This is a genomic window from Lysinibacillus xylanilyticus, assembly GCF_001183605.1.
In the GTDB taxonomy this organism is placed as follows: Bacteria; Bacillota; Bacilli; order Bacillales_A; family Planococcaceae; genus Lysinibacillus; species Lysinibacillus xylanilyticus.
On the sequence record NZ_LFXJ01000005.1, the window covers coordinates 1,987,421 to 2,013,270 of the forward strand.

Below are 25,850 nucleotides of genomic sequence, written 5' to 3' on the forward strand. Positions count from 1 at the left end.
CATATTCATATTAAATAGAAAGAACTGTATTTTGTTGGAATAGCTCAGACACACCTGACTCAACAGCTGCACCACTTACAGCTTGTGAAACAATTTCAACAACCCGCTCATCTAATGATTTAGGTACAATATATTCCTCCGTTAATTCCTCATCACTCACAAGAGCAGCTATTGCTTCCACTGCGGCTATTTTCATTGCCTCATTAATATCTGTTGCTCGAACATCTAATGCCCCACGGAAAATACCAGGGAAAGCAAGTACATTATTAATTTGGTTTGGATAGTCGGATCGTCCTGTCCCCATAATACGTACACCCCATGCTTTGGCATTTTCATACGTAATTTCAGGATTTGGATTTGCTAGTGCAAACACGACCGGATCTTCATTCATTGAAGCAATATGTGCTTCTGTTAATAAATTTGCAACCGATACACCGATAAAGACGTCAGCACCTTTAATGGCATCGTCCAACGTTCCATGTAATTTTTCCGGATTTGTTAAATGGGCAACCGTTTCTTTTATTGGATTCATACCTTCAGCGCGACCTTCATAAATGAGACCTTTTGTATCGCACATATAAATATTTTTATAGCCCATTTGCACAAGAATACGCAAAATAGCAATTCCAGCTGCTCCTGCACCATTAATAACGACCTTCATCGTTGCCACATCTTTTTTCACAATACGATTGGCATTAATCATCCCTGCACCTACTACAATCGCCGTACCATGCTGATCGTCATGGAATACAGGAATATCACATTCTTGGCGCAGACGATCTTCAATTTCAAAGCACCTTGGAGCTGAAATATCTTCTAAATTTACAGCACCAAAAGTGGGAGCAAGCGCCTTCACAATGCTGACGATTTCATCCGTATTCTTCGTATCTAAACAAATAGGAAAAGCATCAACATTGGCAAAACGCTTTAATAAAATAGCCTTTCCCTCCATTACTGGTAATGCTGCCTTCGGACCAATATCCCCTAACCCTAATACCGCCGTACCATCTGAAACAACCGCTACCATATTACCTTTCATTGTATAGTCGTAAACAAGTGATGGATTTCTCTCAATCTCTACACAAGGCGCAGCAACCCCCGGAGAATACGCGAGACTTAAATCATATGAATCTTGCACAGGTACTTTAGAAATCACCTCTAATTTCCCACTATAATACTCGTGCATTTCTAAAGCCTTTTTCATAATGTCCATTCAATCCCATCCTTTTCTTTTGAATTATTATATATTTCAGAATCATAATACTTTGCGAAAGTAAAGTCAACGAATTTTCTGTCTATTTTATTTTTTCTTCGAAATAGCGCCATTTATTATCGCCTTGGCTGATTTTTCGCTTTGTTATTAACTTCACAATCAATTATTTTAATAAAATATTAATGTCAATTTGCTTTATAAAAAATGTACAAATACCGCCATTAAGCCTGTTCAACTTTTCACATAGTATTTTTCTTGTGTAAAAGAGAAATTTTTCACAAACGAATGTAAGCGTATCCATTTTTTCATCTGGTTCCGTCACATTTTCTTCACATTTTTTCACAAAGTTTTTTATTATTTCAACAAAAAAGAGCCCTTATTTTAAGGACTCTTGCGTAAATTGATTTATAAAAGCGGTGATAATATGCTTGGAAGACCACTGTTCTCCCGATACTTTTGTAATCGGGTAATCACGAGAAAATATTGATTTTGTCATTTCTTCTACCGAATAACCTTTATCAAATAATTGCCTTATATTGCTCTCCATTTCTTCTAAATAAGCAATTTTTTCTTGTATTTTCGTACGACCATCTGCTAGAAAACCCGCATGACAGCAATAAACTTCTTCGAAATCATAGTTTAATATTTTCTTCAAAGACGCCAAGGTATGTACGATATTTTCTTCATCAAGGACAACCTTAGTTTTCGTCTGTATATACAAATCACCTGTAAACAAAGCACCTGTTGCTCGATTGTAAAATGATAAATGATCTGTCGTATGCCCTGGTGTTTCAATTATATCCCATGTAGCTGACTTCGTTTGCAATGTATTACCGAATGGTTGAGCATTAAACGCCGGTCGTTCACCCCATAATGCCTGGCGATAAAAAGGATACTCTCCATCCTTTGCACAAACACTTACCGAATCACGATGAATATAGATAGGTACATCCTTATGTTGCTGAAGCCATGCTGCATTTCCTGAATGATCCTCATGAGAATGAGTGAGTGCTAATTGTTCAATCGGTATTTCGTTAAAAAAGGATTGGAACTCCTGTGAAAGTGAGTATGAGCCTGTATCAATTAGTAATCCATCCACAAAAAAACTATAAACACTCATTTCAATCCCCTGAACTGCCACTTTACCGTGAGCACATTGCACATCACGATTTTGTTGAATCTCTATACTTTTCTCTCGTTTAAACATCCTTCTCCCCCCTTTGTAAAAAAAGTGTAGCATAAAATGAATAACCAGTCATTTTATGAACACATCATAACTCGCATCGATTGATGATTACTATTAAATTTCTCAGTATTAATAGAGAGACCATTGCATCGTATTTTACAATCATTAAAAAAGTCCAGCTTGCTGTAGCAGGGGGTACAATCCACATATATTGTTTCATAATTGCTCGCTCTGGCGGGCTATCCATCATTTTGACGGGGCTATCCATCATTTTGACGGGGCTATCCACGATTTTGACGGGGCTATCCATCATTTTGACGGAGCTATCCACGATTTGGGCGGGGCTATCCATCATTTTGACGGGGCTTTCCATCATTTTGACGGTTCTATCCATCATTTTGACGGGGCTATCCACGAATTTGGATTTCTATCCGTCGCTTTGACGATTCTATCCGTCACCTTGGCTCTACTTCCATCGCTCTTGCCTTTCTATCCGTCACCTTGGCTCTTCTTTCCGCAGCTCTTGCCTTTCTATCCGTCGCTTCGGCTTTTCTTTCCGTCGCTCTGATTTCTATCCTTCACCTTAGCTCTACTTCCGTCACTCTTGTCTTTCTTTCCGTCGCTTCGCCCTTACTCCCCTTTCCACTCCAATAAAAACAAAAAAACGCCCACCAAAGTGAGCGATTCTTCTTCTATCATTTATTCATTTGTTCCTTTTTCAACATCATATTGTGTAATCCAGTCACTAAAGCTACCTACATACAGTTGAATATTTTCGTAACCCTCATCTGCTAGCACTGCATACAATGGTGATGCTGTAACGCCGCTTCCACAATACACTACAACATGCTCGTCTTGAGCAACCTTGCTGCGTAACGCATCATTGGCTTGCAAACGGCCATCTGATTTTAATTGCTCCCAGTCAAAGTTTTTCGCAGTTGGAATATGCCCAGCTACCAAATCAAGAGGCTCCATCTCACCACGGTAGCGAGCTGCGGCACGTGCATCAAGCAACGTTGCTTCAACTTCTCCATCTACAATGGCTTTAACTGCTTCACGTGGAGCATATAGCTCATCTCGCCAAACAAATTCAATCGATTTCGGTGGATATTTTATAATGTCTTTTGTGAAAGATATTTTTTCCTCTAGAGCAGGTGCACCACCGTTCACAATCACTACATTTGGAAAGCCCGCATATGTCAGCATCCACCAAGCACGAGGTGCAAATGGTGCCGCTCCTTGATCGTAAACGACAATTTGGTCCTCATAACTTAATCCTAATCCTTGAAATACTGCCGATAATTTTTCCTTATTTGGCATAGGATGACGACCATTTTTAGACCCCATATCTGATAGATCCTGCTCTAAATCGATATAAATCGCTCCTGGAGCGTGTGACTCTTCAAATATTTTATTCCCCGCCTCTTTGTTTTGTAAATCAAAGCGAGCATCTACGAAACGGACTCCATCTAACTGAATTTCCTCAACTGATTTGAATACTTTTCCCAAATGAATCACCTCATGCGTATTGTAATTGTTCGTAAATAGCTTTCCAAGAAGCTAAACGACTTTCTTCCTGAAGTGCAAGTCTTTCTGTTGCGATTTGTTCAAGTCCCTGATGGAAAATATGCAGACGTAAATTCTCCGCTTCCTCAGCAATATAAGTAATAGCCCATGTCATTAGGGATACTTTCTGTGAATCTAAATAGTTTTGCGCATCTGGTTTAGTTAATACTTCAAGCGCCTCACTTAGTTTCATTTTTTCATTCTTCTCAAAGAATGCCTTTTGATTGCGGAAGTGTGATTTCACACCCGAATATTTCGCGATATCTGTAAATGGCCCTTCAAAATCAAGTAAATCTGGCTCAGAAGATTCAAACGCTAAGAATGAGAAGCTACGGTTTAATTCTTTTAGTTCACGTACTTCATCTTTAAAGCGCTGTTGTATCTTCTTACTAATAAACTGTGATAAACGGAAGTTTGTTACACGCATTTCTTGTGTAAAGTCAAAGCGTAAACTTTGCATTACTTCTTTTAAAGCATGCTCTAATGCTTGCTGAGCCGGCATTGCGGCAAATGTTGAAGGATTGTAGCCTTCCTTAAAGAACTCTGGGTAACGATAATACACACGTTGAAGAACATAATATAGTAATTCATCAAGCTCTTGCTTCGTTTCACTTTCTACCATACTTGTATTAAGCGTATTAAACTTCGATTTTATATGCTGTTCAAGAGTTGTTAATTCCTCTAAACGCTCATCCTTACGCTTTAAGTTCTCTTCTGTTTGCGCAATTAAGTCACCTAAACGTTGCTCTGTTTTATCGACTTCTTCTGCAAGCGCCTGAACAGCCAATGCACTTAATTCATCATTTAAGAATGTATGGAATGCATCTTCGAATGGTGGCATACCTGATGTTAAATCAGCACCCTCTACTTTTTCTTTTAACGCCAATAAGCTTGACACACCATAAAGTCGAGGGAAGCGAATGCCAAAGCGTTGTAGCTCTGAACGTACATAGCCTTTTACATCTTCCTGCTCTTCTTCTGTTGTCGCTAAATCAATCGCGTTGACGATAAAGAACATCTTATCAAGTTCGAAGGCATCTTTCACACGCCCTAGTTGGATTAAAAACTCGCGGTCAGCTTTAGCAAAAGCATGATTATAATAAGTAATAAACAAGATTGCATCAGCATTACGAATATATTCAAACGCAACACCTGTATGACGCGCATTAATAGAATCTGCTCCTGGTGTGTCAACAAGTGTCACACCCATACGTGTTAACGGACTATCATAATAGAAATCAATATTATCAACAAAGCATGATTTATTTTCTTGCGCAACAAATTTTTCGAACTCTTCACGATTAACACGTAATACTTTTCCAAGCTCAGACTTAAATGTTGGGAATCCTTCTTTATATGCACGAATAAATGATTTATGCACATTTAAGCGTTCGTCCGATAGCTGCACCGCAAGTCCCTCATCTGCACGATTAAACGCCTCTTCTAAAGAAGAAACTGATAAACCAACTGCTGCGTATGAAGCTTTAATATCCTCTAGCATTTGGTCAGCTGTTTTTAACAGTACATCTGCTGTTTCATGCGGATGCTCTGGCGTCACAGGACGAATTTTATTAATAGCCGCCGTTGTAGGGTTTGGTGATACAGGTAAAACTTTGGCACCCATTAATGCATTAGAGAACGAAGATTTCCCTGCACTAAATGCACCGAAAAGCGCGATTGTGAAATCCTTTTTCTGTAATCGTTCTACTTTATTTTCTAAGTAACTTGCCACTTCTGCAAAGCCTTGTACATCTTTTACCGCATTTGCCGTATGAAGTGCACGCTTAACTACACCTTCAATAGGAAGACTTGTAGCACTTACTGATTGTTGTGCCTCTTCCTGTTGTAACGCTTCCTCTTTTGGCTTTAACATCGATTCATCAAATAATCGAATATCTGCTAAATCTTGCTTAAAGGCATGATCCCAATTTGTAAGCTGTTGATTTGCTAGCTTACGTATTTCATTACTTGCCTGATGCATAATACTTGCACTATATTGCTGATAGCCCTCAATTTCAAGCACTGACTGAATAGCATCAACTTTCGCTTGCATCCCGGCCATTTTTAATTTAGATGGAGCAGCTGTTTCAGTAGCCACCGCTTCTAAAGTTGTTGCTTGTGCATCCTTCCAATTATCTGTTTCCTGGATGAAGTAGCGTTTTGTTGCCTCTGCCACACGGTTTGCGAAGTTTAAAACGGCATCCCCAGTTAATATAGCTCCAACTTGTACCTGCTGCTCAATAAGTGAGAATGGTAATTCAAAGGCGTAGGCATCAATAGCTGTAGCACGTTCTTCATTTAATGCACTGACATCCTTTAACACCTTTTTCATTAGCCCTTTTAAATGTCCAGTAATCTGTGCATGGACAACATTTTGATAGGCAATATAAGCATCCTCTTTACGGCGGTTACGCTCTTCCTCTGTTTTTTTCTTAGCAGTAAATAAGCCCCCTACCTTGAAACCATCCTGCTGACTCTCTAAATACAGACGTAATTTATCGCGTAAATCAGCTGGCATAATGGCAGCATTCGCAAGAAGTTCTTTACGTTGATTTTCGAACGTTTCATTCCATGCCTCTATTGAGAACAATTCAACTTGACGATTTAGCTTATTGTACTGCTCTAAAATATCTTTATGGTTTGCCCAGTCATCGGCACTTAATACATCTTCATCGATGTCTAAACGATCTTGTCTTTCTTCTGTTAAATAAGCATCATGCTCACTTTGTAATAAACCCAGCGTATTTGATGCAGTCTGTACAAGTTGATCTTGCCAATCATTCATACTATCCATAACAATTTTCTTTACAGCTTTAAAATCGTTATAAGGGTGCTCAGGTTCTCTTAATGAAGTGAAAAACACACCTTTTGGTACTACACCCCAAGCCGCAAAGGAATTGTGAACTGTTGCTTTAAATTCCTCAAAACTTAATTCATTTTCATTATGTTTATCAATCATGTTTACGATTAAATAAACGTTTGGATTGTACTTCATTAATTGTTTCGTAAATTGAAAATTCAATTCTGATTGCACGTGATTGTAGTCCATTGTATAAAATACGATATCAGCAATATGAAGGGCTGACTCTGTTGACATACGGTGTGCATCATCTGTTGAGTCGACACCTGGCGTATCCATAACTGTAACACCTAGTGGTAATGTCGATGTACTATGACCAATTTCAATTTGTGACACAAGGTCCCCATTTTTACTAAGTTCTTTCACGGTTTTAAAATCATAACCTGCTTCAAATTTTACAGGCTTCTCATTGTGCATATAGACAATCGCAAAGTCTTCATCTGATTTATGGACTTTGACGATATTGGCACTCGTTGGAATAGGACTTGACGCAAGTAAATCTTCACCTGATAGTGCGTTAATCATACTTGACTTACCAGCAGAGAAATGGCCTGCAAAGCCAATAACATATTCTTTTTGCTGTATTTTACGTGCAAAAAGTGATGTCTTATCCATACGCTCTGTATCACCATTATGCTGATAAATTATGTATTGTAACGAAGCTTGCTTTAATAGCGCCTCCAACTGTTGTTCAAAATCTTTCATAAAAACAGTAACCCCTTTATTTATATTAATCAATTTCGCCTTGGCGTAATTGCGTCCGGATTTTGAATTGTGCGAGCACAATTCACTCCTATAAAATCCGTGACATCCGCCGGAGGCATTAGGCCAACACGATGTTGGTCACTCAGTCGTTGCCACAGGACGTGGCGTTCTTAGACTGAGTTCCTCTATTTCAGTCTTGTTTGGAAAGGAACTATATCCGCATTCATCTTACCACTTCAGAGGAAGTAGTTTTTATGAATGAGGATAGTCATAATTAGTATTCTACCTTATTCGACAAGTAAAGTATAACACTTATTTACTTTAAAAAGCATATATATAAAGGTTTCAGACGCCATATTCATCCATATCGTCCTGTTTAATCAAAAAAATTTTATGCATTTTTCAGGCCCACTTTCAAAACGTTGTTGATTTCCGTTCCGACTGAGGGCGTCAGGCTAACACGACGTTAGTTACGAAGGCGTTATCACAGGACGTGATGGTTTTTGCCTTCGTTCCTTTCATTACTAACCCCAAGCAGTCTCCACCCCAATCAACTTTTGCAAGGCTAAGTTTTAACAAATGTCATCCTCAATTTATGGTGGTAGCCCATTATTTTTTATAAAACTACTAATTTCTATTTAAAAATGGATGTACAACTAAGCAAATAATAATTTTTTTCATATTTTAAGGTAAGGAAAATTAAGTTTCAAAAAAAGTTTGATGTGTGATTGCCATACTAATAATAGTGAAAATTACAAAGTTAACTTGGGAAAAAATTAATTAAATGGAGTGATAAAAATATGGTGAACTTTAGGAATCACCAAAAAATCGAGCAAGATTGTGAATGTGTGTGTGAAGATCGGTTTATTTGGCCACGTATAAAAGCTAGTACTATTCCTTCAGTAGACCCTCCCCCGGTCATTGATCCTATTGGAAATATTATTCCAACAGTAAATAGATATTTCTATATTGCTACATCAGATATTGATTTAACTAACGGGGCGACTCTAGCAGCTAGCCTATTTTGGGATGATGATGGGAACCCAGTAACTGAGTTTAAGATTTTTAATCCGAATGGCTACGTTAATCTTTATATCAATGCCGTAATGCAAGAAGGTGGAATTTACACCTTAACTCAAACATCGTTAACCTTAAGTTCAGATAATTCAACAATTTATGAGGGTACTCCAATCATCATAGAATCATTAGGTTTTTCTACAGAGTAAGATAGCAAATCAATGAAAGGAGGTGAAAATTAATTGGCGCTGTCTATTATTAATATTCATGTCAATGTTACAGGAACTTCGACAAGATTTTTCAATGTTTTAGCTGCTCCCTTATCGATCACTGATGGTACAACGGTTGCCGCTAATACCTTTTTAAATGATAGTGGTTCTGCCGCAACTACTTTCCCCATCGTTACAAACGGGTACTATAATTTATATATAAATGGGGTGCTTCAGGAAGGTGGTTCTTATTCAGTTTCTGGAGCGGAATTAACATTCCATACTGTTACAGGCACTTTACTAGCAGGAACACCAATTATTGTTGAGGCTGTTGAATTAGTGACTACACTTTAATCGCCTTAAGTAAAGAGAGACTTTATTTCACGAGTAAAAGAATAAACCTCATATAAACAAAAAATGGATGCCTCGGAATATTTAAGGGCATCCATACTACTTTTCTATTTATTCCATTTGACATCTAAACTTATAAACTTTTTTAGCATAGTCCAGTGCAGGTGGACCATCTCCGTGTATACATAATGTTTGCGCGGAAATTTTGATTTTCTTTTGTTGTACTGACATAACCTCGGCATAATTGCGTCCTGAATCGGCTTTTGGCCAACATGATGTTTTTTCCCTTGCTCCTCTAACTTGTACCTTAGAAAAGTTGTGAACATGCCCCATGCATTATCTGCAACGCTTTTACCAAAATGGAGGGTCTGTTGGGTAATCCACATCGTAGTAGGAAAATCAATCATTTGTTGCACTAATTGTCTCCTCGATACAGAGCCTAATAGAAGTTATTAAATCTTTAATATTCCACCCCGGTATTTTTCCATGCTGAATCGCCAAATCAAATGACGCAGGAATATGAATAAATCCAGCACGAATCCCTTTATGTTGCTTTGCATAAACTAGCCCTTCATACATAATATTATTGCATAAATAGGTACCCGCCGTATTTGATATTTCCGCTGGATATCCCTCTTTGCATAAACGATTCACCATATTTCTAATAGGTAAATTCGTAATATAGGCATCTACACCACCATCATAAATGCTCTCATCTACTGGTATATAACCATTATTATCTGCTTCACCGTCTTTAATATTAATAGCAATTCGCTCAGGCGTTATTTTATAACGTCCTCCAGCTAAGCCTAATGAAATAATGATTTGTGGCTTTATCTCAGCTATATATTGTTTCAGCTGCTGAGCAGATTGCTGAAAATCTACTGACAAAATGCGTCCTACAATTTCATAGCCATCCATCATTTCTCCATTTAAATTTTCCACAATTTGCATTGTTGGATTAATTTTATAATCAAGAAATGGTACAAACCCAGTTAATAATATCTTTGTCATTGTCATCACCTAATTTCTAAAGGACGTCACTTGATTCCTTATCCTTATTTTACTTTTATTTATTGGTGCAGATACTATAACTCTGATTGATTGGTTAGAGAATCAGTCATTTATTGAATTTTTTAATCTTATGTATCATTTTTTATCAACTAGTACCGCACTGATTTGTTTAATTCTACAAAAAAACAAGTCCCTTTTACAATATATTTCTGAAAAAAACAAACAACTCTTGTTGTCGTTAATGCTACTAAAGTATTAATGATAAATAAAAAAAGCATGATCTCAAAATTACTTAGACCATGCTCTACCTATATGAAAATTGTTTTTATTATTATCCTCTTATTTCAAATGTGCAGTCGCCTGTTTCATGACGTGTTTTCCCACTCCAATATAGATAACCACTGCTGCCCCAATAAATACGAATGTCATTGCTGACCGCTCCTTTTTATATAAAATTATTATTTGAAAAGACTTAAACGTCCATCTATTGATTTTGAAAATCATTCTCATTAATATAATATAAATTTCCCACTAATTCGTCAAGACATACTTTCATCTTACCCATTTAACATGGTAAGATGTAGAAAAGTCGGAAAAAGGATGCGGTAAAGATGAGTAATTCGAAGTACTTTCAAACTATTTTAAATGGGACAATTCACGCTTTAAAATCGATCCTGCCCATGGATATAGAGGTGAAAACTCCTAGTATTATTTCTGAACCATTTCAACAACAGCAAATGGGTGTTTTAATTGGTTTAATAGGGGATTTAAAGGGCCGTGTAATCATTGATTCTTCTCCAGAAATATTTAGCGGCATCGGCAATACGATGTTTGGTATGCCTCTTGAAGGAGAAATGTTGGAATCCTTTACAGGGGAATTCGGAAATATGATTGCAGGAAATTTATGTACTACCGTAGGACAAGAAAGCTTGGAAATTGATATCACACCGCCAACAGTGATGGTTGGCAACACGAAGTTATACGGCTTTGAAAAGGCATTTGTACTCCCTGTTACAATTCCAAACGTTGGTCCGCTGACAGTTCTTTTAACTATTGAAGAAGAATAGAGTACTAGAATATCGAACTGTTCCAAATGATGATATATCCTATGCTAATACATCAAACATTTATGAACACTCTTTTTCATTCTCTTTAGTTAACAGAGGATGCTCCATTATGCTCAAGTCTAAATTTCAATTAGTAAAATTTCTTAAAAAATAAGAGATTTTAATAAAAATTACTCTAATTCTATCCAATAAGTGGCTATCTCAATGACTATTGAGGTGGCTATTTTTTATTTCCTCCTCAATTTTTCACATTTTTTTCACATATTTCGCTAAGAAGTGTGATTTTTTTCACATCAAAAAGAAATTTATTTATATATCATGGCAATAAGAAAGACACATTAAAAGCGTAGGAGGAGCAAAAATGGCAAATAAAAAAAAGTCAGATGAAAATTTAAAAGGTTCACTCTATGCGGTATTTGGAGTAGGAATCATTATTATCTTGCTTTGGGTGTACTGCTTCGATTTGTTCATGAATCGTTTTTAACTTCTTTCAGCGGGTTTCCACTGAAAGAAATTAAAGCCTCCGGCGGATGACACGGAATCGGAAAGGAGTTCAATATAGGATGTTAGCCTAAGATCATCGCATCCATGCGATAACGGCTAACTGACCTGCATCGGTGCTGCTGCCGCTACGCTTTCGCGCAAAAGACATCTGCAGGCCTAAGCACAAAGCCGATTCCGGACGCAATTATGCCAAGGCATAATTGATTCTACTAAGAAAGGACAGAGACATATGCACTTACATAAGTATGAAAAATATTGGCTTGTGTTTGGAGTTGCTACTTTAGTAGCATTCCTTATCATTCTAGGCATCGGTGCATTCCATCAAGGCTCACACCCGAACAATGGTAAAAAAACACTAGATTATGAGAAAGTAAAAGAATTTGCCCCCTTCGATAATCCTGGTGTTCATAAAGTAGAGGGTAAAGATTGGGATTATGAAGTGGTTGTTTTAGCATCAGCATTTAATTACAATCCTCCAGAAATTGAAGTTCCTTTTGGAGCTAAGGTGAAATTTATCGCAACAAGTGCAGATGTTATGCACGGTTTTGAAGTTGCAGGTACAAATATTAATATGATGCTTGAACCAGGTTACATTTCTGAATATGTAACTACAGTAAATAAAGAAGGAGAGTTTTTAATCGTATGTAATGAATACTGTGGTACAGGACATACGATGATGCACTCTATGCTAAAGGTGGTGAAGCCAAATGAGTCTCAATAATAATTTGACAAAAGTGGATCGTCGTGATGCGAAGCTAGCGATGGCACATATTTACGTGGCATTCATCGCATTGTTATTAGGGGGTCTTGCAGGTTTATTACAAGTTTTCGTTCGTTCTGGACAATTTACATTACCAGCAGGCATTGGTTACTATCAAGTTTTAACCGTACATGGTGTTTTACTCGGTCTTATTTTAACAACATTCTTTATTTTTGGTTTCCAAATTGCCAGTGTTAGCCGTACGTCAGGGACTTTTTCAGATGGCCAACGTCGCCTTGGCTGGATTGGCTTCTGGTTAATGACTATCGGTACAGCAGCTGCTGCAACAATGGTTCTACTTAATGAGGCAACTGTTTTATATACGTTCTATGCTCCATTAAAAGCTCACTGGATATTCTATTTAGGCCTTACATTAGTCGTTGTTGGTTCTTGGGTTGGCGGCGCAGGTCAAATTTTACGATATGCACAGTGGCGTAAAGAAAACAAAGGAAGCGGACAACGAAGCCCATTATTATCATTTATGGTTGTTGTCAACAACTTAATGTGGTTCGTAGCAACTCTAGGTGTAGCTGTTTCTGTTCTATTCCAGCTACTTCCATGGTCCTTAGGCTTTATCGAACGTGTTGATGTAGCACTATCCCGTACATTGTTCTGGTATTTCGGTCATGCTCTTGTGTACTTCTGGTTATTACCAGCATACATGGTTTGGTATGTCATTATTCCGAAGGTTATTGGAGGAAAAATTTTCTCTGATTCTTTAGCAAGACTGTCGTTTATGCTGTTCTTAATTTTTTCTGTACCAGTTGGGATCCATCACCAATTAACAGAGCCCGGTATTGATGGTACATGGAAATTCATACAAGTTGTTTTAACATTTGCCGTAATCGTACCATCCTTAATGACTGCCTTCTCGATGTTTGCAATGTTTGAATTACGTGGTCGTGAATTAGGTGGGAAAGGTCTTTACGGCTGGTTTAAAAAATTACCATGGAAAGATGCTCGTTTCTTTGTGCCATTTATCGGTATGGTAGTATTTATTCCTGGTGGCGCAGGAGGTATCATCAATGCTTCTTACCAAATGAACCAATTAATTCATAATACCATTTGGGTTACTGGACATTTCCATTTAACAATTGCAACAACAGTCGTATTAACTTATTTCAGTGCTGCATTCTGGTTAATTCCACATTTAACAGGTCGCACACTGACTAAATCTTTAAACAATCTTGGTAATTTTGCAGCTATTTTATGGGCTACTGGTATGACAATTATGTCTTCCGCTATGCATATCGCTGGTCTGATCGGTGCACCTCGTCGATCCGATTACTCTGAGTATGGCGGTGCTCAACAAGCTTATGATTGGATTCCTTATCAAATCGCTCAGGCTGTTGGTGGCACAATCCTGTTCATCGCTATCATAATCATACTTTATATTGTGGTGAAATTAGCATGGTTTGCACCAAAAGGCGAAGAGGAATTCCCAGTTGGTGAAGCACATGAAAATGGTGGTCCTACACCAGCTATCTTAGAGAACTTTAAAGTATGGCTTGTTATTTTAGTAGCATTAATTTTATTTGCTTATACTATTCCAATTATCGATATTATTTCTAACTCCCCTCCTGGCTCTAAAGGCTATAAGCTTTGGTAACAATGTTTTGCATCTTCATAAAAAAGCGATTTCTCTAGCTGAGAAATCGCTTTTTACTTTGCTGAAAAAAATGCAATAAAGGTGTCATAATAAAGTATAGCTTTTCAGCAAAAACGAGTGGTTGATTTCAGTTCCGACTGGGCGCTTTCCTGGAGGCGTCGGGCTTCTACTCGTTCTCATCTTTCCACTTGAGGTGAGCGTCTTACTGACCGTAAATGCGGGATAAATCCGTGAAGGAACCTTACTCAGCACATTCACTTTACTTCTTTCATAAATTCTCTGAAGTTTTCAACGATTTCCTTTGATCTGGTATGGTGTAAATAATGTCCTCCTTCAAATGTTATCACTTTTCCATGTACAGAATCTTTGACTTGCTCTTCATGCAGTGGTATCCATCCTTCCGTTTCGGTATCATTCGCTTGTAAAAAGAAAATAACAGGAAGATTCTTGGGGAAGGTCAAGTTTTCAGCAGCTTTAAAATTAGGGTTAAAATGTTCGCCTTCACTTAGGGTGTTCGGATTAAACATGTTTTTGAGTGTAAGGATTTTGATTTGTTCTCTTGTTTCATCATCTACAGTTGGTGCAACCAATTGGTCAGGGCTCAGTTTCATTAACAATCGTAGGAAACCTGATTTTTTGAGCAGTTTATATGTTCCTGATGGGAATGGATCATCCGTACCACCCTGCGTTGGAACACTGCTATCGATCCCGACAAATGCACTTACTTCGTTTTCATATTTATTCACATAATCCAGGCCGTAAATGCCTGAAATGGAGTGGCCCATTAGAATATATCGGTCAATGTTTAGACTCTGCAATGCTTCATGAATTTCATTTACCATATTCTCCAGGATTCGTTCCTTTTCCGTTACATCACTTAGTCCATAACCAAAAGGCTCGATCACGATGACCTTGTAATAAGGAGACAACTCTTTCACTAACGGCTCAAAATCAAGTGCTGGAGCCGCTGTTCCATAACCAGGTAGGAGCACGACGGTTTCTTCGCCTTCTCCTTGAATTAACACATTCATATTTTTTCCGTCTACTGTTACAGACTGACCATAAGATTCTATTTTTCTTTGCTCCGATTTGTTGCTAACCTTATTCACTATAAAAACAATAGCTAGAAAAAGTACTATTGCTATAGCTAAAACTCCTAATAATTTAACTATAATGTTAAACGCTTTTTTCATTATTTTTGCACGAGTGATGTAGAGCGGCAGTTGTAGCTCGTTTTCTACCTGTACTCGTGCCTCCCCTCCCTTTCATTCTCTATTCGTATCTTCTATCCACATCAGTGTATTCCGGCTACCTTCACAAACCGTTAAGAACAGCTTATATAAAGAAGATGTACCCCCTATGACAACAATATGAACAGAGTATGAACAAGAAAAAAATGCTACGGTAGGCAATATGAATTTCGAACAGGTTCGCTTTGATAAATAAAAAGTGAAAAAACCGTCCTAAAGGGCGGTCTTTATATCACTTAGACATATGCATAAAGTGAAACTCCTATCAGTGGGGGTTTTCTTCATCCTCCATTGATTGTTAGTTGAACCAATCGGGCATTTACGCTCCGTTGATCGCCCACCTAATTGACTCGTTTACATCTTTCCACTTGAGGCAGGCGTCTTACTGACCGTTTTAATGCGGGATAATATCAGGGACCTTTCTCGCACTCACTTTAATTCTTTCATAAATTCTCTAAAGTTTTCAGCGATTTCTTTGAATTTGCTATGGTGTAAATAATGTGATCCATCCAATGTTATTACTTTTCCAAGCATTGACTCTTTAGCTTGCTCTTCATGCAGTGATACCCAATTTTCCCTGTCCGTATTATTTGCTTGTACATATAAAAGAAGCGGAAGATCTTTAGGGAATGTTAAATTTTGAGCCTTTTTAAAATTAGAAGAAATATGTTCCATCTCATTCAAGGTAGTGGCATTATACGAGTTTTTATTTGAAATCATTTTCATTTGCTCTTTGGCTTGATCATCAAATACTAGTTCAGCATAGGGGTCTGTACCTACTTTCTTGATTAATCTCAAAAGACCTGATTTTTCGAGAAACGCGAATGTTTTTAATGGAAATTTGACATCCATACCGCCTTGTGTAGAAACACTAGTATCAATTCCTACAAATGCACTCACTTCGTTTGGATATTTGTTGACATAATCAAGGCCGTAGATACCTGCTATGGAGTGGCCCATTAGCGTAAAATGGTCAATATTAAGCTGCTGTAAAGCTTCATGCATTTCACTGACAATATTCTCAGTGCTTCGTTCTTTATCGGTTTCATCACTTAATCCATATCCGAAAGGCTCAATCGCGACAACTTTGTAAAATGGAGATAATTCATCGATGAGCAGCTTAAAATCAAGTGCTGGTGCCGCTGTTCCATAGCCAGGTAGGAGCACGATGGTTTCTTCGCCTTCTCCTTGAATTAACACATTCATATTTTTTCCGTCTACTGTTACAGACTGACCATAAGTTTCTATTTTTTCTTGCTCCGATTTGTTACAGACAATATTAACAATAAAAACAATGACCAGAAAAAGTACTATTGCAATAGCTATAACTCCTATTGCTTTAAGTATAAAGATAAGTGGTTTACCCATCCTCATTTTCATTACCTCTTCTTTTAGTTTCACTCTCATCTTCTCCTTTTCTTATCTATTTACTAGATATCTTATATGGGTCATTAAGGATAGCTTATAGGACGAAGATGTACTCCCTATGACAACAATATGAACGGAATATGAACAAACAAAAAAAGTTACGGCGTCACATGCAAGAAAGTTTGCATATGACGCCATAACATGGGAAATACGAGGACGTTTAAATAATTCGAATGTACAACATGAATCTAATTACTCTGCTGGTGTTGTGATTGGCAACGTGACAATGACAGTCGTTCCTCGGCCAGGCACGCTTTCCACTCGGATGTCGCCTTGATGAAGCGATACGATCTGTTTAACGATGGCGAGTCCCATACCACTGCCATCATACTTACGACTATGGGAACGATCAGCCTTAAAAAACCGCTCAAATATACGCTTCTGATCCTCTAAGGAAATACCAATGCCAGTGTCGGATACTCGGACTGTCACATTTTTGATATCTTGTTTGATGCTAATGTTAATAACTCCGCCATCTTTGGAAAATTTTATACTATTGCCGATTATGTTCGTCCATACCTGGTTTAATTGATCATGATCAGCCATTAGGCGAACAGCGTTCAAATTGAGTTCGAAACGGATGTTGCGAGCCGACCATTGCGGCTGGATAGCGACGATGACTCGTCTGATCTGTTCATCAAGGCTGAACGTGACCAGCCGCAGTTGCTGTGACTGCGATTCAAGCAAACTCAGCTTTAGCAGGCTATCACTCATCTTGGACATCCGATCTGCTTCAGCAATGATAATATCGAGATAACGGCTCCGCTCGTTATCTGCGAGGTTTACTTGCTTTAGCGCTAAAGCATAACCGGATATCGAGGTAAGCGGCGACTGAACTTCATGCGACACATTCGATACGAAATCCCTACGCATCTGCTCAAGTTGCTGTAAATCGTGCATCATTTCTTCGAAGCTGCGAGCTAAAGTACCTAGCTCACCCTTTTGCTTAATATTCAGCTTAACGTTAAAATCTCCACCTGCTATATGTTTAGTCGCTTTTGTCAGCTTTTTGATTGGTTTGACTAGGAACATGGCAGCAACCAGAATCAATAGGCTTCCTGCTATCAACGAATAGGTTGAAAAGTTCAAAATCCATTTTATTACAAAAGAGGTGGAAGGGAGGGAGACCGGTTCTACAAACATCGCTTTCGTTCCCATTTCAGTTGTCAACGGCATCCCTAAGAGAACAGTAGAAACACCACTCGGATTGACTTGAACAATTTCCCCACCCAGTACTTTTGTCACCTGTTCCATCGTCACAGTGGCAGGTTTGTCTCCGTTAAGCGCTCCATAAGACTGGAACTGACCCGTTTCTTCATAAATTCGAATATGATAGGATTTGAGCTGATTCATTCCACTTACGAATGTGTTCGCTTCACTTAACGGTAATGTCTCATAAATCCGGGCGATGTCCTGACCAAAGTTAAGTAAGGGGATTTGCAGGTTCTCGTTTAATTTATCTTCAAATACCCAAGTTGCTACAAAAAAAGCAATGATCGTGCCCCCGATTACGGAGACTAGAAATATCAGGACTACGCGTGTATATAAAGATTTGATCATTCGTGCACCTCAAGGCGGTAACCAAGCCCACGTACCGTTTCGATACGAAAATCGGCTGTAGTCGCGAATCGTTCGCGCAAGCGTTTAATATGTACGTCTATCGTTCGATCATCTCCAGCGTAATCAATCCCCCAAATTTGATCGATCAACTGCACTCGCGTATAGACTTGCCCGGGTGTTCCGGCGAGCTTATAAAGTAATTCGAACTCCTTGAGCGGTAAGGTGAGCGACTCCGTCCCCCTCATCACCTTATAGGTCTGTCGATCAAGGATGACGTTGCCGAACTGGATTTTCTGCGTGGAGCCAATTCGGAATCGTTTCAATAGTGCCTTAACACGAACCGACAACTCCAACGGATCGAATGGTTTAGTCAAATAATCATCCGCTCCAAGTTCAAATCCTTTCACTTTTTCCCATGTTTCGCCCCTTGCAGTCAGCATAAGTAACGGAAGATCAGGATTGGCCCTTCGGAGCTCCTTGCATAACGTCCAACCATCCATAATCGGCATCATAATGTCGAGCACGACAAGATCGACTTGCGTTGATGTGTAGATGGCCAGTGCTTCCTTGCCGTCCGCGGCTTCGACTGTAGCGAATCCGTCGTTGCGTAGAAATAAACAGACGAGTTCGCGAATGTTCGCGTCGTCGTCAGCGACCAGTATAGTAGGCATCCGTTCCCTCTTTTCCATCGAAATTATTGAAATAATCATTATACTATAAATTAAATTGAATTACCCCTATTCTTCCTATAATTAAGGAATGGAATATCATTAAATGCACCCTCGTTTGCTTATTCGATTACAGGAACGTCGAACTTGATATGGATGGAAATACTAAATGGACACAAACTGCCTACGTGGTGATCCTTCCGTTTAAGCCATTGCCCAGACGTGATAATTCCCAGATAACTACTACAACTTATGATATCGACATTTATGCAACGCTACTGAAGAAGAACAAAAGCGCTAAAGTGCCTCTGTCCACGTCCCAAGTGTAAACAATTCACTTGCATAAGACCCACACTTATAGCTAAAATTTTGCAGGAACAGGGTTTTGCCTGAGTGAAAGTGAGTAGCCTGGAACAAAAATCACATTCATTGAAAGCGACACAACATTCATAGTAATTTTCTTGACCATTTTGCTTTTAGAAAAGCGATTTCTCTGTTACGAGAAATCGCTTTGGGCTTTAGAGCTGATACAGCTTCGTATATTTTTCTTGTAAATAATTTGCTAAATATTTAGCGTTTAAGCCTTCCCCTGTCGCCTCATGGAGCAATTCGAATGGCTTCTTCAGTGCACCGTATTGATGGACTTTGTCTGTTAACCATTCTCGAATTGGAAGAAGCTCTCCCTTTTCTAACAGCTCATCAAAGTTTGGAATATCTTTATCCATTGAATGCTTCCATTGTGCAGCGTAAATCATTCCTAGAGCATAGGATGGGAAATAGCCAAACATGCCCCCTGACCAGTGCATATCTTGTAGTACCCCTTTTGCATCTGTCTCAGGACGAATTCCTAAATATTCCTCGTATTTATCATTCCATACTTGTGGAAGATCCTTCGCTTGAAGATCGCCGTTGAATAAGTCACGTTCAATTTCATAGCGAATCATAATATGTAGTGGATATGTTAACTCATCTGCTTCAATGCGAATAAACGATGGTTCCACCATATTAATTGCTCGTAGGAAATCGGCTAATGCTACATCACCAAATTGCTCAGGTGAATATTTTTGCAGTCGCTCGTAGTTATGCTCCCAGAACTTTTCGTTCCTACCTACAAAATTCTCATAAAATAAAGATTGGGATTCATGTATTCCCATAGATGTACCCGTTGCTAACGGTAAACCATCAAGCTTCACATCGATATTTTGTTCGTACATGGCATGTCCACACTCATGGATTGTTCCAAAAATTGCTGAGCGGAAATCGTTTTCATCATATTTCGTTGTAATACGATTATCTCCATGATTTAAGCCAATCATAAATGGATGCACACTTTCGTCTAAGCGACCAGCATCAAAATCATAGCCAAGTTGTGCTAATATTTCTAATGATAATGCACGCTGAGATTCACGAGGGAAATGCTTAAATAATATGCTTGTATCTGGTTTATTTGGTGAATCTGCGATTTTTTGCACAAGAGAAACGATTGTTTCACGTAATTCACCAAAAACTTGATCTAAAACATCAGTCGTCATTTCAGGTTCATATAAATCTAGTAATGTATTGTATGGAGAACCGTTTTTAATACCCCAATATTGAATGAATTTCTTCTGCCAGCTTACAATTCCCTCTAAATAAGGAAGGAATAAAGCAAAATTATTTGTTTCCTTTGCTTCTTCCCATGCTGTTTCCGCTTTAGTTTGTAGAATTACGAATTCCTTATATTCATCAGCCGGAATTTTTTTATTTTGATCATACTCTTTACGCACTTCCTCTACTACACGCAGCGTAACATAATCAAGATCTGCCTTTTGCCCCTCTAGATCCGTTAGTAATCGCCCTAACTCTTCACTAGTTTGCATGTCAAATAAAGAGGCAGATAATGTTCCAACTACCTCTGAGCGCTGAGCTAACCCCTTCTTAGGTGCACCTGTGCGCATGTCCCAATATATCACACTTAACGCTTCTCCGTAGTGCTGCATCTTTTTCACATAATCAGTAAATTGTTGAACAGTCATACTTCATCCTCCTTTTCACGCTACTATTTTATCATATTTTCGAATATTTTGTATATTATGGACTTTATAGTATTTTTTATCGCAATAGTAGTGCTCAAATTTTATTTTTTGTTCTATTTATAGCTTCAACTTTGCTATAAAACTATTCTATTACGAATAGCATATACAACAGCTTGCGTTCGATCCTCTGCACCAATTTTTTGTAGAATACGATGAACATGCGTCTTAACTGTGCTCTCACTAATATGAAGTACGTTGGAAATTTCTTCGTTTTTTAATCCGTACGCCATTTGTTGGAGAACTTCAAGCTCACGTTCGGTGAACATCTCAAACATCTCTATTTTTGCTTTATTCGTTTCAACATCTTCATTCGTTGATTTAATCGCTTTGGCCATAACCTTTGCCGCTATAGAAGTACGAAAAATTGCTTCTCCTCGGTATGCGGCCCTTATTGCATCAATAAGTTCATCTGGTGTTGCGTCTTTAAGTAAATATCCCACTGCGCCTGAACGAATACCATCATAAACATATTCTTCTAAATCAAACGTTGTAAGGATGACTACTTTTATATCCGGAAATGCTGTTAAAATTTCACGAGTTGCTTCAATACCACTCTTTTCTGGCATTTGAACGTCCATTAATACAACGTGAGGAACAGTACTCTTAACTAGATCTACAGCTTCACTTCCATTTGCCGCTTCACCCACAACCTCCATATCTTCTTGAGCTTTAATAATGTAACTCAATCCATGACGTATTAATTTTTGATCATCTACAATCGCTACACGAATTAGATTTTTCTTCATATTTCTTCACCTTTCAAATACCGCTATCTTCTTTGGCACTTTTACTATTAAAGCTAAACCATGAGGATCACGTGATTGGATTAGACAAGATCCGCCTACTTTTTGACATCGTTCCTTTATCCCAGACAATCCAAATCCAGGTTTGAATTGTGTTTGTTCTGTAAATTTCCCATTATCCTCAATGCTCATTATTATATTCGCTTCATTATTAAAAATTGTTACTTCAACGTTCGTTGCCTCAGCATGGCGAATAACATTCGTCAATGCTTCTTGCAAAATTCGATAAAGCGGCTCACAAGTTTCCAGTTTCCATTCTGTAATTTCATCAGTGATCGTGAATTTGATATTTAACCCACTATGCTCTCGAACTTGTTTGATTAGGCTTTGCAAAGCAATCAAACCTATTCCTTCATCATCTAGTGCCATTTGATGTACAACTGTTCGTACTTCCGTTAAACACCCACGAGTTATTTCTAAAACCGTTTGTAACGTTTTATCAATTTCTGAGGAATCTGCCTTCATGATATAAGGAAAGGCTTGTAATTGAACAATGATGGACGTAAGACCGTGTCCAATACTATCATGAATATCTCTAGCAATTCTGGTCCTTTCTTCAAGCACTGCATAGCGTAAAGATTGGACTGTAGAATCTTCTAACTCCTTATGTGCTTGTTGGAGTTCTTTATGTGCAGACTCTAACTGTGTATGGATTTCTTGTAATTCTTTAAAGTGATGAGCCTTTAATTCATTCGCTTCACGTCTAATACGAGCACTTCGAAAAATCGCAAACATTCCTGCATGGGCAATAAAAAGTGTAAATATATCATCCATCGTGCTATGTTCAAATTCGAGTAAAATTATTACGTTTGTAGCAATCACTATAGTAGCAAAAATAAGGGATATTTTATCTGGTAGTCGTAGTGCAACATATCCTATAAGATAAAACATTAAGACAATTGCTGCCCGATCTTCTCCAAAACCTCCCCAGAAAAATGCTATTAATATCAATACCATGGATCCCATAAAAATGCGTTTTGTACTACTCACTGTATTCGGTAACCATAGAAGAACCGAATACAGTGTGAAAATTACCATAGCAAATATTAAGTTCGGTACGGTAACAGCATTTATATTTTTTATTAAAATACATAACAATAATAAGTTAAAAAAAACTCTTCTCATTTGATTGTGTAAGAAACTTTTTAAATTCATATTTTTTCATCCCGTAAGTTGTTTGTATCTCATATAAATAATATACCGACGAGCACATACACTACCAAGCGGTATAAACATAAGAGCATTCGTTAATGCTATTAAAGCATGCTCTTTCCCCCAATTTGCTGCAAGTAGACGCAAAAGAAGAATGCCAAGAAATACAATAACTCCAGCGACAGAACTTTGTGAAGTTACGATTCCTCTTTCATGATTAACACGAATTTTTTCTAGTTTTCCTCTCCATATCCCTATACCTAAGCCAATTATTAAACAAATGAAATACAAAATAAAGCTTATTGGCGTTAATTTATCTGAATTTAATATAGAACTACACATTATCCAAATTAACAAAATCGGTGTTATCCACATTCGAGTTGGTCTAATTTGTTTCTCCCTTAACATAAGAAGAATAATGACAACAAAGACAACCAGGTAGCTACTCATTTCTTTCCCTCTCTTTATTTTATAAATTCTTAATGAAATTATAATTGAAAAGAAAATAAAAATAGTCCATTTTTGGATTGATTTTTTGAACTACTATCCATCTGTAGATGTAGTGCCAAAGAAGCACCTGAGAAACGACTAAATCGTTATTTCAATAATATTCGTCCTCTCATTGAAAAAACCTCTCCAATTAGGAATGTAAATGACTTTAGCCACCTTTCCATTTCCACTCGGAGAGGATAAATTTACTTTTAAGATTGGTTCTTCTTTCTCTTTTATGTACAACCTAAAATTTATATTACCGCTGGGATTATATACTCTTTAATGAATGGCCACATATCTCGTGGATTCATGATGAATTCTGAACTAATTGCCACAACCATATTCATTTGTGGTATACAACAAATCATATTGCCACCATCACCTAGTGCTGAAAATGTAGTCAGTCCATCTTCTTGTCGTAGCCACCATAAATACCCGTAATTATTATGGTTCATCTCTGTTGATTCACGAATCCATGTCTCTGAGAGAACCCTTTTATGATCCCAAACGCCATTGTTTAAATAAAGGTAGCCAAATCGTGCCATATCACGAGTAGTTAATGTTAGTCCCCATCCACCTGTCGAATGACCGTTTGGATCATGTACCCACCCCTTAACGTTTTTCCCGAATAAATCATCAAACCCATAAGCGTTCATTTTATTGTTAGGAATTTCTTTCATGCCAAGCGGTGTAAACAAATGTTCATTAGCGAACGCTCGTGCACTCTTGCCAGTACTTTCAGTAAGAATAGCTGACAATAAATGTGCTCCAGCTGTGGAGTATTTAAAAGCGCCTAATTCCCCATTTTCACCTATAATATCAAGTGTATATTTTATCCAATCCTGCTGTTGACATAGAATATCTAGAGGCTCATGCCAATCCTCATATGGATAAGGTACTGTCATCGTGAGAAGATGTCGTATAGTAATCTGTTGTTTCTGCTTATTAGCATCAGAAATATATTTAGGGAAAAAATCTAACACCTTTTCTTCAATGCTTTTAATATATCCTTTATCGATAGCGATGCCTATAAGTGCAGATAGTACACTTTTGGTTACAGATGCTACGTGGTGACAATCATCAGGACTTTTCCCATTAAAATATTTTTCATATGCTAAATTACCATTTCTAATTATTACAATACCATTTATATTGTTATAATCACTTTTTATCGTGTGCTCTAGCTTGGAAAGCTTTTCATTGTTCATATATATGCTTTCAGGCTTTACCGTGTGCCGATTTATTGTTGTTTGCATAGGAACCTCCTAATGGTCGTTTTGTCATTTTTTCTTTACAGGAAAATATACCTCCGTAATGTAATCCTCAGGGGAGTTTACTTGACGTGGATCTGTTACATATATTTCATATGGCGGCAATATCAATTCATAACCCTCGTTTTCGATCCACTTCATTAAATTAGCATAGACAGATGTTAATTCTGGATAAGCCCCTTTTAAAACAGATTTAGCACAGAGGCTAACAGGTAAGTCCCTCGTTCCTTTGACAGACTCAGCTATTGGAATAGCGAACTCAGTATCATTACCAGTAGGATTAAATTCAGGGCTGTGGTAAATCGTCATCGGCTTACCAAGTAAAGTGAGCTGCTCCGTCGCAATCTTTTCATATAGCTTGCTAAAATGGTTACCATATCCCGATGCATAGTCATCACTGCTCATTATCAGTCGCTTATGAAGGATATTCATTGGCTTTGTTTCAACCAACTGTACTTCGATAGCGTCAAGGTACGACATGATCGGTATCCCCTTTTCTAAGCTTGCAATATCATGACTTAGTTGTTTTACAAGATATTCAAAAGCCTTTAGTTTTTCTTGCATCTCATTTCTCTTAAGGTTAAGCGCCGAACAAAGCTTTTCTTCAGATTGGTCCTCTTCTAATTCCAGCATAGTTTTAATTTCTTCAAGAGAAAAATGATACGATTTTAACCGATTGATATAAAGCATCCTAGCATCCTTTTTAGTTGTTCGATAGAATAATACCTATAACCGCTTTCAGCATTTATCTCATCTGGGTTAATTAATCCAATTTCATCGTAATATCGAAGTGTTTTTGTCGAGACACCACATATCTTCGAGAATTCTCCAATTGATAGCACAAAACCACCTCACTCATAGATTTGTTACTTGCTACAATTCATTTATACACCTTCCCCTAAGGACAAAGTCAACGATCAATTTCCCCTTGGGATAAATAATTAGCTTTCGCTACAGAAGGCATTTGCTGAAAGTAGTTAAAACTATCGCTTCAGATAAACAATACGTCCAGATTTTGAATTGTACCCGCATAATTTATTCTTATAGCTAGATAGGGGGGCCTTAACAAACAGAAGCTCTCCTCGTCGTT

Annotated in this window: 21 protein-coding genes and 2 pseudogenes; 6 read left to right on the top strand and 17 right to left on the bottom strand. The window is 37.9% G+C overall.

What is annotated here, in order from left to right; translation table 11 throughout:
• Positions 1–10: 10 nt before the first annotated feature.
• The 5 genes from ACZ11_RS12555 to ACZ11_RS12575 all read right to left on the bottom strand — a co-directional run bounded on the left by ACZ11_RS12555 (position 11) and on the right by ACZ11_RS12575 (position 7,530).
• On the bottom strand, positions 11–1,213 hold the full coding sequence (locus ACZ11_RS12555) for an NAD(P)-dependent malic enzyme (protein WP_049666532.1): 1,203 nt from the start codon (positions 1,211–1,213) through the stop codon (positions 11–13).
• A gap of 376 nt (positions 1,214–1,589) precedes the next feature.
• Entirely contained in the window at positions 1,590–2,420 is an 831-nt protein-coding gene (locus ACZ11_RS12560) for an MBL fold metallo-hydrolase (protein WP_049666533.1), read from the bottom strand.
• Between the two features lie 64 nt (positions 2,421–2,484).
• A complete protein-coding gene (locus ACZ11_RS12565) occupies positions 2,485–2,796 on the bottom strand; it encodes a hypothetical protein (protein WP_049666534.1) in 312 nt (103 codons plus the stop codon).
• A 302-nt stretch (positions 2,797–3,098) separates the two neighbouring features.
• Positions 3,099–3,908: a sulfurtransferase gene (locus ACZ11_RS12570; RefSeq protein WP_049666536.1), complete on the bottom strand. Its 810-nt coding sequence runs from the start codon at positions 3,906–3,908 to the stop codon at positions 3,099–3,101.
• A gap of 10 nt (positions 3,909–3,918) precedes the next feature.
• Complete coding sequence (locus ACZ11_RS12575; protein WP_049666537.1) at positions 3,919–7,530, bottom strand: dynamin family protein; 3,612 nt, start codon at positions 7,528–7,530, stop codon at positions 3,919–3,921.
• A gap of 800 nt (positions 7,531–8,330) precedes the next feature.
• Between ACZ11_RS12575 and ACZ11_RS12580 the strand changes: the two genes are divergently transcribed.
• Positions 8,331–8,756: a DUF4183 domain-containing protein gene (locus ACZ11_RS12580; RefSeq protein ID WP_049666539.1), complete on the top strand. Its 426-nt coding sequence runs from the start codon at positions 8,331–8,333 to the stop codon at positions 8,754–8,756.
• A 33-nt stretch (positions 8,757–8,789) separates the two neighbouring features.
• Positions 8,790–9,110, top strand: a complete 321-nt coding sequence (locus ACZ11_RS12585; protein WP_049666540.1) for a DUF4183 domain-containing protein — start codon at positions 8,790–8,792, stop codon at positions 9,108–9,110.
• Positions 9,111–9,385: 275 nt separating this feature from the next.
• Here ACZ11_RS12585 and ACZ11_RS27020 read toward each other — a convergent pair.
• Positions 9,386–9,478 (bottom strand): annotated as a pseudogene (locus tag ACZ11_RS27020) (RNA-guided endonuclease InsQ/TnpB family protein); the annotation flags it as partial.
• Between the two features lie 28 nt (positions 9,479–9,506).
• Positions 9,507–10,121 carry a pyroglutamyl-peptidase I gene (locus ACZ11_RS12595; RefSeq protein WP_049666543.1) on the bottom strand — a complete coding sequence of 205 codons (615 nt, stop codon included), beginning with the start codon at positions 10,119–10,121 and terminating at the stop codon, positions 9,507–9,509.
• 611 nt (positions 10,122–10,732) lie between these two features.
• On the opposite strand from ACZ11_RS12595, the gene ACZ11_RS12600 reads away from it, so the two are divergent.
• The 4 genes from ACZ11_RS12600 to ACZ11_RS12610 all read left to right on the top strand — a co-directional run bounded on the left by ACZ11_RS12600 (position 10,733) and on the right by ACZ11_RS12610 (position 14,061).
• Positions 10,733–11,188, top strand: coding sequence for a chemotaxis protein CheX (locus tag ACZ11_RS12600; RefSeq protein ID WP_049666545.1), 456 nt, complete (start codon positions 10,733–10,735; stop codon positions 11,186–11,188).
• A gap of 361 nt (positions 11,189–11,549) precedes the next feature.
• Positions 11,550–11,672: a hypothetical protein gene (locus ACZ11_RS27260; protein WP_268636764.1), complete on the top strand. Its 123-nt coding sequence runs from the start codon at positions 11,550–11,552 to the stop codon at positions 11,670–11,672.
• Positions 11,673–11,921: 249 nt separating this feature from the next.
• Entirely contained in the window at positions 11,922–12,413 is a 492-nt protein-coding gene (locus tag ACZ11_RS12605) for a cupredoxin domain-containing protein (RefSeq protein ID WP_049666546.1), read from the top strand.
• Positions 12,400–14,061, top strand: coding sequence for a b(o/a)3-type cytochrome-c oxidase subunit 1 (locus ACZ11_RS12610; RefSeq protein ID WP_049666547.1), 1,662 nt, complete (start codon positions 12,400–12,402; stop codon positions 14,059–14,061). The genes ACZ11_RS12605 and ACZ11_RS12610 overlap by 14 nt, the downstream gene beginning before the upstream one ends.
• A gap of 254 nt (positions 14,062–14,315) precedes the next feature.
• Here ACZ11_RS12610 and ACZ11_RS12615 read toward each other — a convergent pair whose 3' ends face one another.
• The 10 genes and pseudogenes from ACZ11_RS12615 to ACZ11_RS12660 all read right to left on the bottom strand — a co-directional run bounded on the left by ACZ11_RS12615 (position 14,316) and on the right by ACZ11_RS12660 (position 25,602).
• Positions 14,316–15,254 (bottom strand): alpha/beta hydrolase, encoded by a 939-nt coding sequence (locus ACZ11_RS12615; protein WP_049666549.1) that lies wholly within the window; start codon positions 15,252–15,254, stop codon positions 14,316–14,318.
• Between the two features lie 486 nt (positions 15,255–15,740).
• Positions 15,741–16,691 (bottom strand): alpha/beta hydrolase, encoded by a 951-nt coding sequence (locus tag ACZ11_RS12620; protein WP_370043660.1) that lies wholly within the window; start codon positions 16,689–16,691, stop codon positions 15,741–15,743.
• Positions 16,692–16,931: 240 nt separating this feature from the next.
• Complete coding sequence (locus ACZ11_RS12625) at positions 16,932–18,299, bottom strand: sensor histidine kinase (RefSeq protein WP_049666551.1); 1,368 nt, start codon at positions 18,297–18,299, stop codon at positions 16,932–16,934.
• Positions 18,296–18,970 carry a response regulator transcription factor gene (locus ACZ11_RS12630; protein WP_049666553.1) on the bottom strand — a complete coding sequence of 225 codons (675 nt, stop codon included), beginning with the start codon at positions 18,968–18,970 and terminating at the stop codon, positions 18,296–18,298. The genes ACZ11_RS12625 and ACZ11_RS12630 overlap by 4 nt, the downstream gene beginning before the upstream one ends.
• 515 nt (positions 18,971–19,485) lie before the next feature.
• Positions 19,486–20,982 carry a carboxypeptidase M32 gene (locus tag ACZ11_RS12635; RefSeq protein WP_049666554.1) on the bottom strand — a complete coding sequence of 499 codons (1,497 nt, stop codon included), beginning with the start codon at positions 20,980–20,982 and terminating at the stop codon, positions 19,486–19,488.
• Positions 20,983–21,116: 134 nt separating this feature from the next.
• On the bottom strand, positions 21,117–21,788 hold the full coding sequence (locus ACZ11_RS12640; protein WP_049666555.1) for a response regulator transcription factor: 672 nt from the start codon (positions 21,786–21,788) through the stop codon (positions 21,117–21,119).
• A gap of 6 nt (positions 21,789–21,794) precedes the next feature.
• The gene (locus ACZ11_RS12645) at positions 21,795–23,000 is read right to left on the bottom strand and encodes a sensor histidine kinase (RefSeq protein WP_049666557.1); all 1,206 of its coding nucleotides are present in this window, start codon (positions 22,998–23,000) and stop codon (positions 21,795–21,797) included.
• A gap of 6 nt (positions 23,001–23,006) precedes the next feature.
• A complete protein-coding gene (locus tag ACZ11_RS12650) occupies positions 23,007–23,447 on the bottom strand; it encodes a CcdC protein domain-containing protein (protein ID WP_049666558.1) in 441 nt (146 codons plus the stop codon).
• 293 nt (positions 23,448–23,740) lie between these two features.
• Positions 23,741–24,745 (bottom strand): serine hydrolase domain-containing protein, encoded by a 1,005-nt coding sequence (locus ACZ11_RS12655; protein ID WP_049666560.1) that lies wholly within the window; start codon positions 24,743–24,745, stop codon positions 23,741–23,743.
• Between the two features lie 24 nt (positions 24,746–24,769).
• Positions 24,770–25,602: pseudogene (locus ACZ11_RS12660) on the bottom strand (MerR family transcriptional regulator).
• Positions 25,603–25,850: the final 248 nt, after the last annotated feature.

Bases quoted from the DNA above. Each gene is read 5' to 3' on its own strand.
- ACZ11_RS12555 (WP_049666532.1), bottom strand. From the start codon at position 1,213: ATGGACATTATGAAAAAGGCTTTAGAAATGCACGAGTATTATAGTGGG.
- ACZ11_RS12560 (WP_049666533.1), bottom strand. From the start codon at position 2,420: ATGTTTAAACGAGAGAAAAGTATAGAGATTCAACAAAATCGTGATGTG.
- ACZ11_RS12565 (WP_049666534.1), bottom strand. From the start codon at position 2,796: ATGATGGATAGAACCGTCAAAATGATGGAAAGCCCCGTCAAAATGATG.
- ACZ11_RS12575 (WP_049666537.1), bottom strand. From the start codon at position 7,530: ATGAAAGATTTTGAACAACAGTTGGAGGCGCTATTAAAGCAAGCTTCG.
- ACZ11_RS12580 (WP_049666539.1), top strand. From the start codon at position 8,331: ATGGTGAACTTTAGGAATCACCAAAAAATCGAGCAAGATTGTGAATGT.
- ACZ11_RS12595 (WP_049666543.1), bottom strand. From the start codon at position 10,121: ATGACAAAGATATTATTAACTGGGTTTGTACCATTTCTTGATTATAAA.
- ACZ11_RS12600 (WP_049666545.1), top strand. From the start codon at position 10,733: ATGAGTAATTCGAAGTACTTTCAAACTATTTTAAATGGGACAATTCAC.
- ACZ11_RS27260 (WP_268636764.1), top strand. From the start codon at position 11,550: ATGGCAAATAAAAAAAAGTCAGATGAAAATTTAAAAGGTTCACTCTAT.
- ACZ11_RS12605 (WP_049666546.1), top strand. From the start codon at position 11,922: ATGCACTTACATAAGTATGAAAAATATTGGCTTGTGTTTGGAGTTGCT.
- ACZ11_RS12610 (WP_049666547.1), top strand. From the start codon at position 12,400: ATGAGTCTCAATAATAATTTGACAAAAGTGGATCGTCGTGATGCGAAG.
- ACZ11_RS12615 (WP_049666549.1), bottom strand. From the start codon at position 15,254: ATGAAAAAAGCGTTTAACATTATAGTTAAATTATTAGGAGTTTTAGCT.
- ACZ11_RS12620 (WP_370043660.1), bottom strand. From the start codon at position 16,691: ATGAAAATGAGGATGGGTAAACCACTTATCTTTATACTTAAAGCAATA.
- ACZ11_RS12625 (WP_049666551.1), bottom strand. From the start codon at position 18,299: ATGATCAAATCTTTATATACACGCGTAGTCCTGATATTTCTAGTCTCC.
- ACZ11_RS12630 (WP_049666553.1), bottom strand. From the start codon at position 18,970: ATGCCTACTATACTGGTCGCTGACGACGACGCGAACATTCGCGAACTC.
- ACZ11_RS12635 (WP_049666554.1), bottom strand. From the start codon at position 20,982: ATGACTGTTCAACAATTTACTGATTATGTGAAAAAGATGCAGCACTAC.
- ACZ11_RS12640 (WP_049666555.1), bottom strand. From the start codon at position 21,788: ATGAAGAAAAATCTAATTCGTGTAGCGATTGTAGATGATCAAAAATTA.
- ACZ11_RS12645 (WP_049666557.1), bottom strand. From the start codon at position 23,000: ATGAATTTAAAAAGTTTCTTACACAATCAAATGAGAAGAGTTTTTTTT.
- ACZ11_RS12650 (WP_049666558.1), bottom strand. From the start codon at position 23,447: ATGAGTAGCTACCTGGTTGTCTTTGTTGTCATTATTCTTCTTATGTTA.
- ACZ11_RS12655 (WP_049666560.1), bottom strand. From the start codon at position 24,745: ATGCAAACAACAATAAATCGGCACACGGTAAAGCCTGAAAGCATATAT.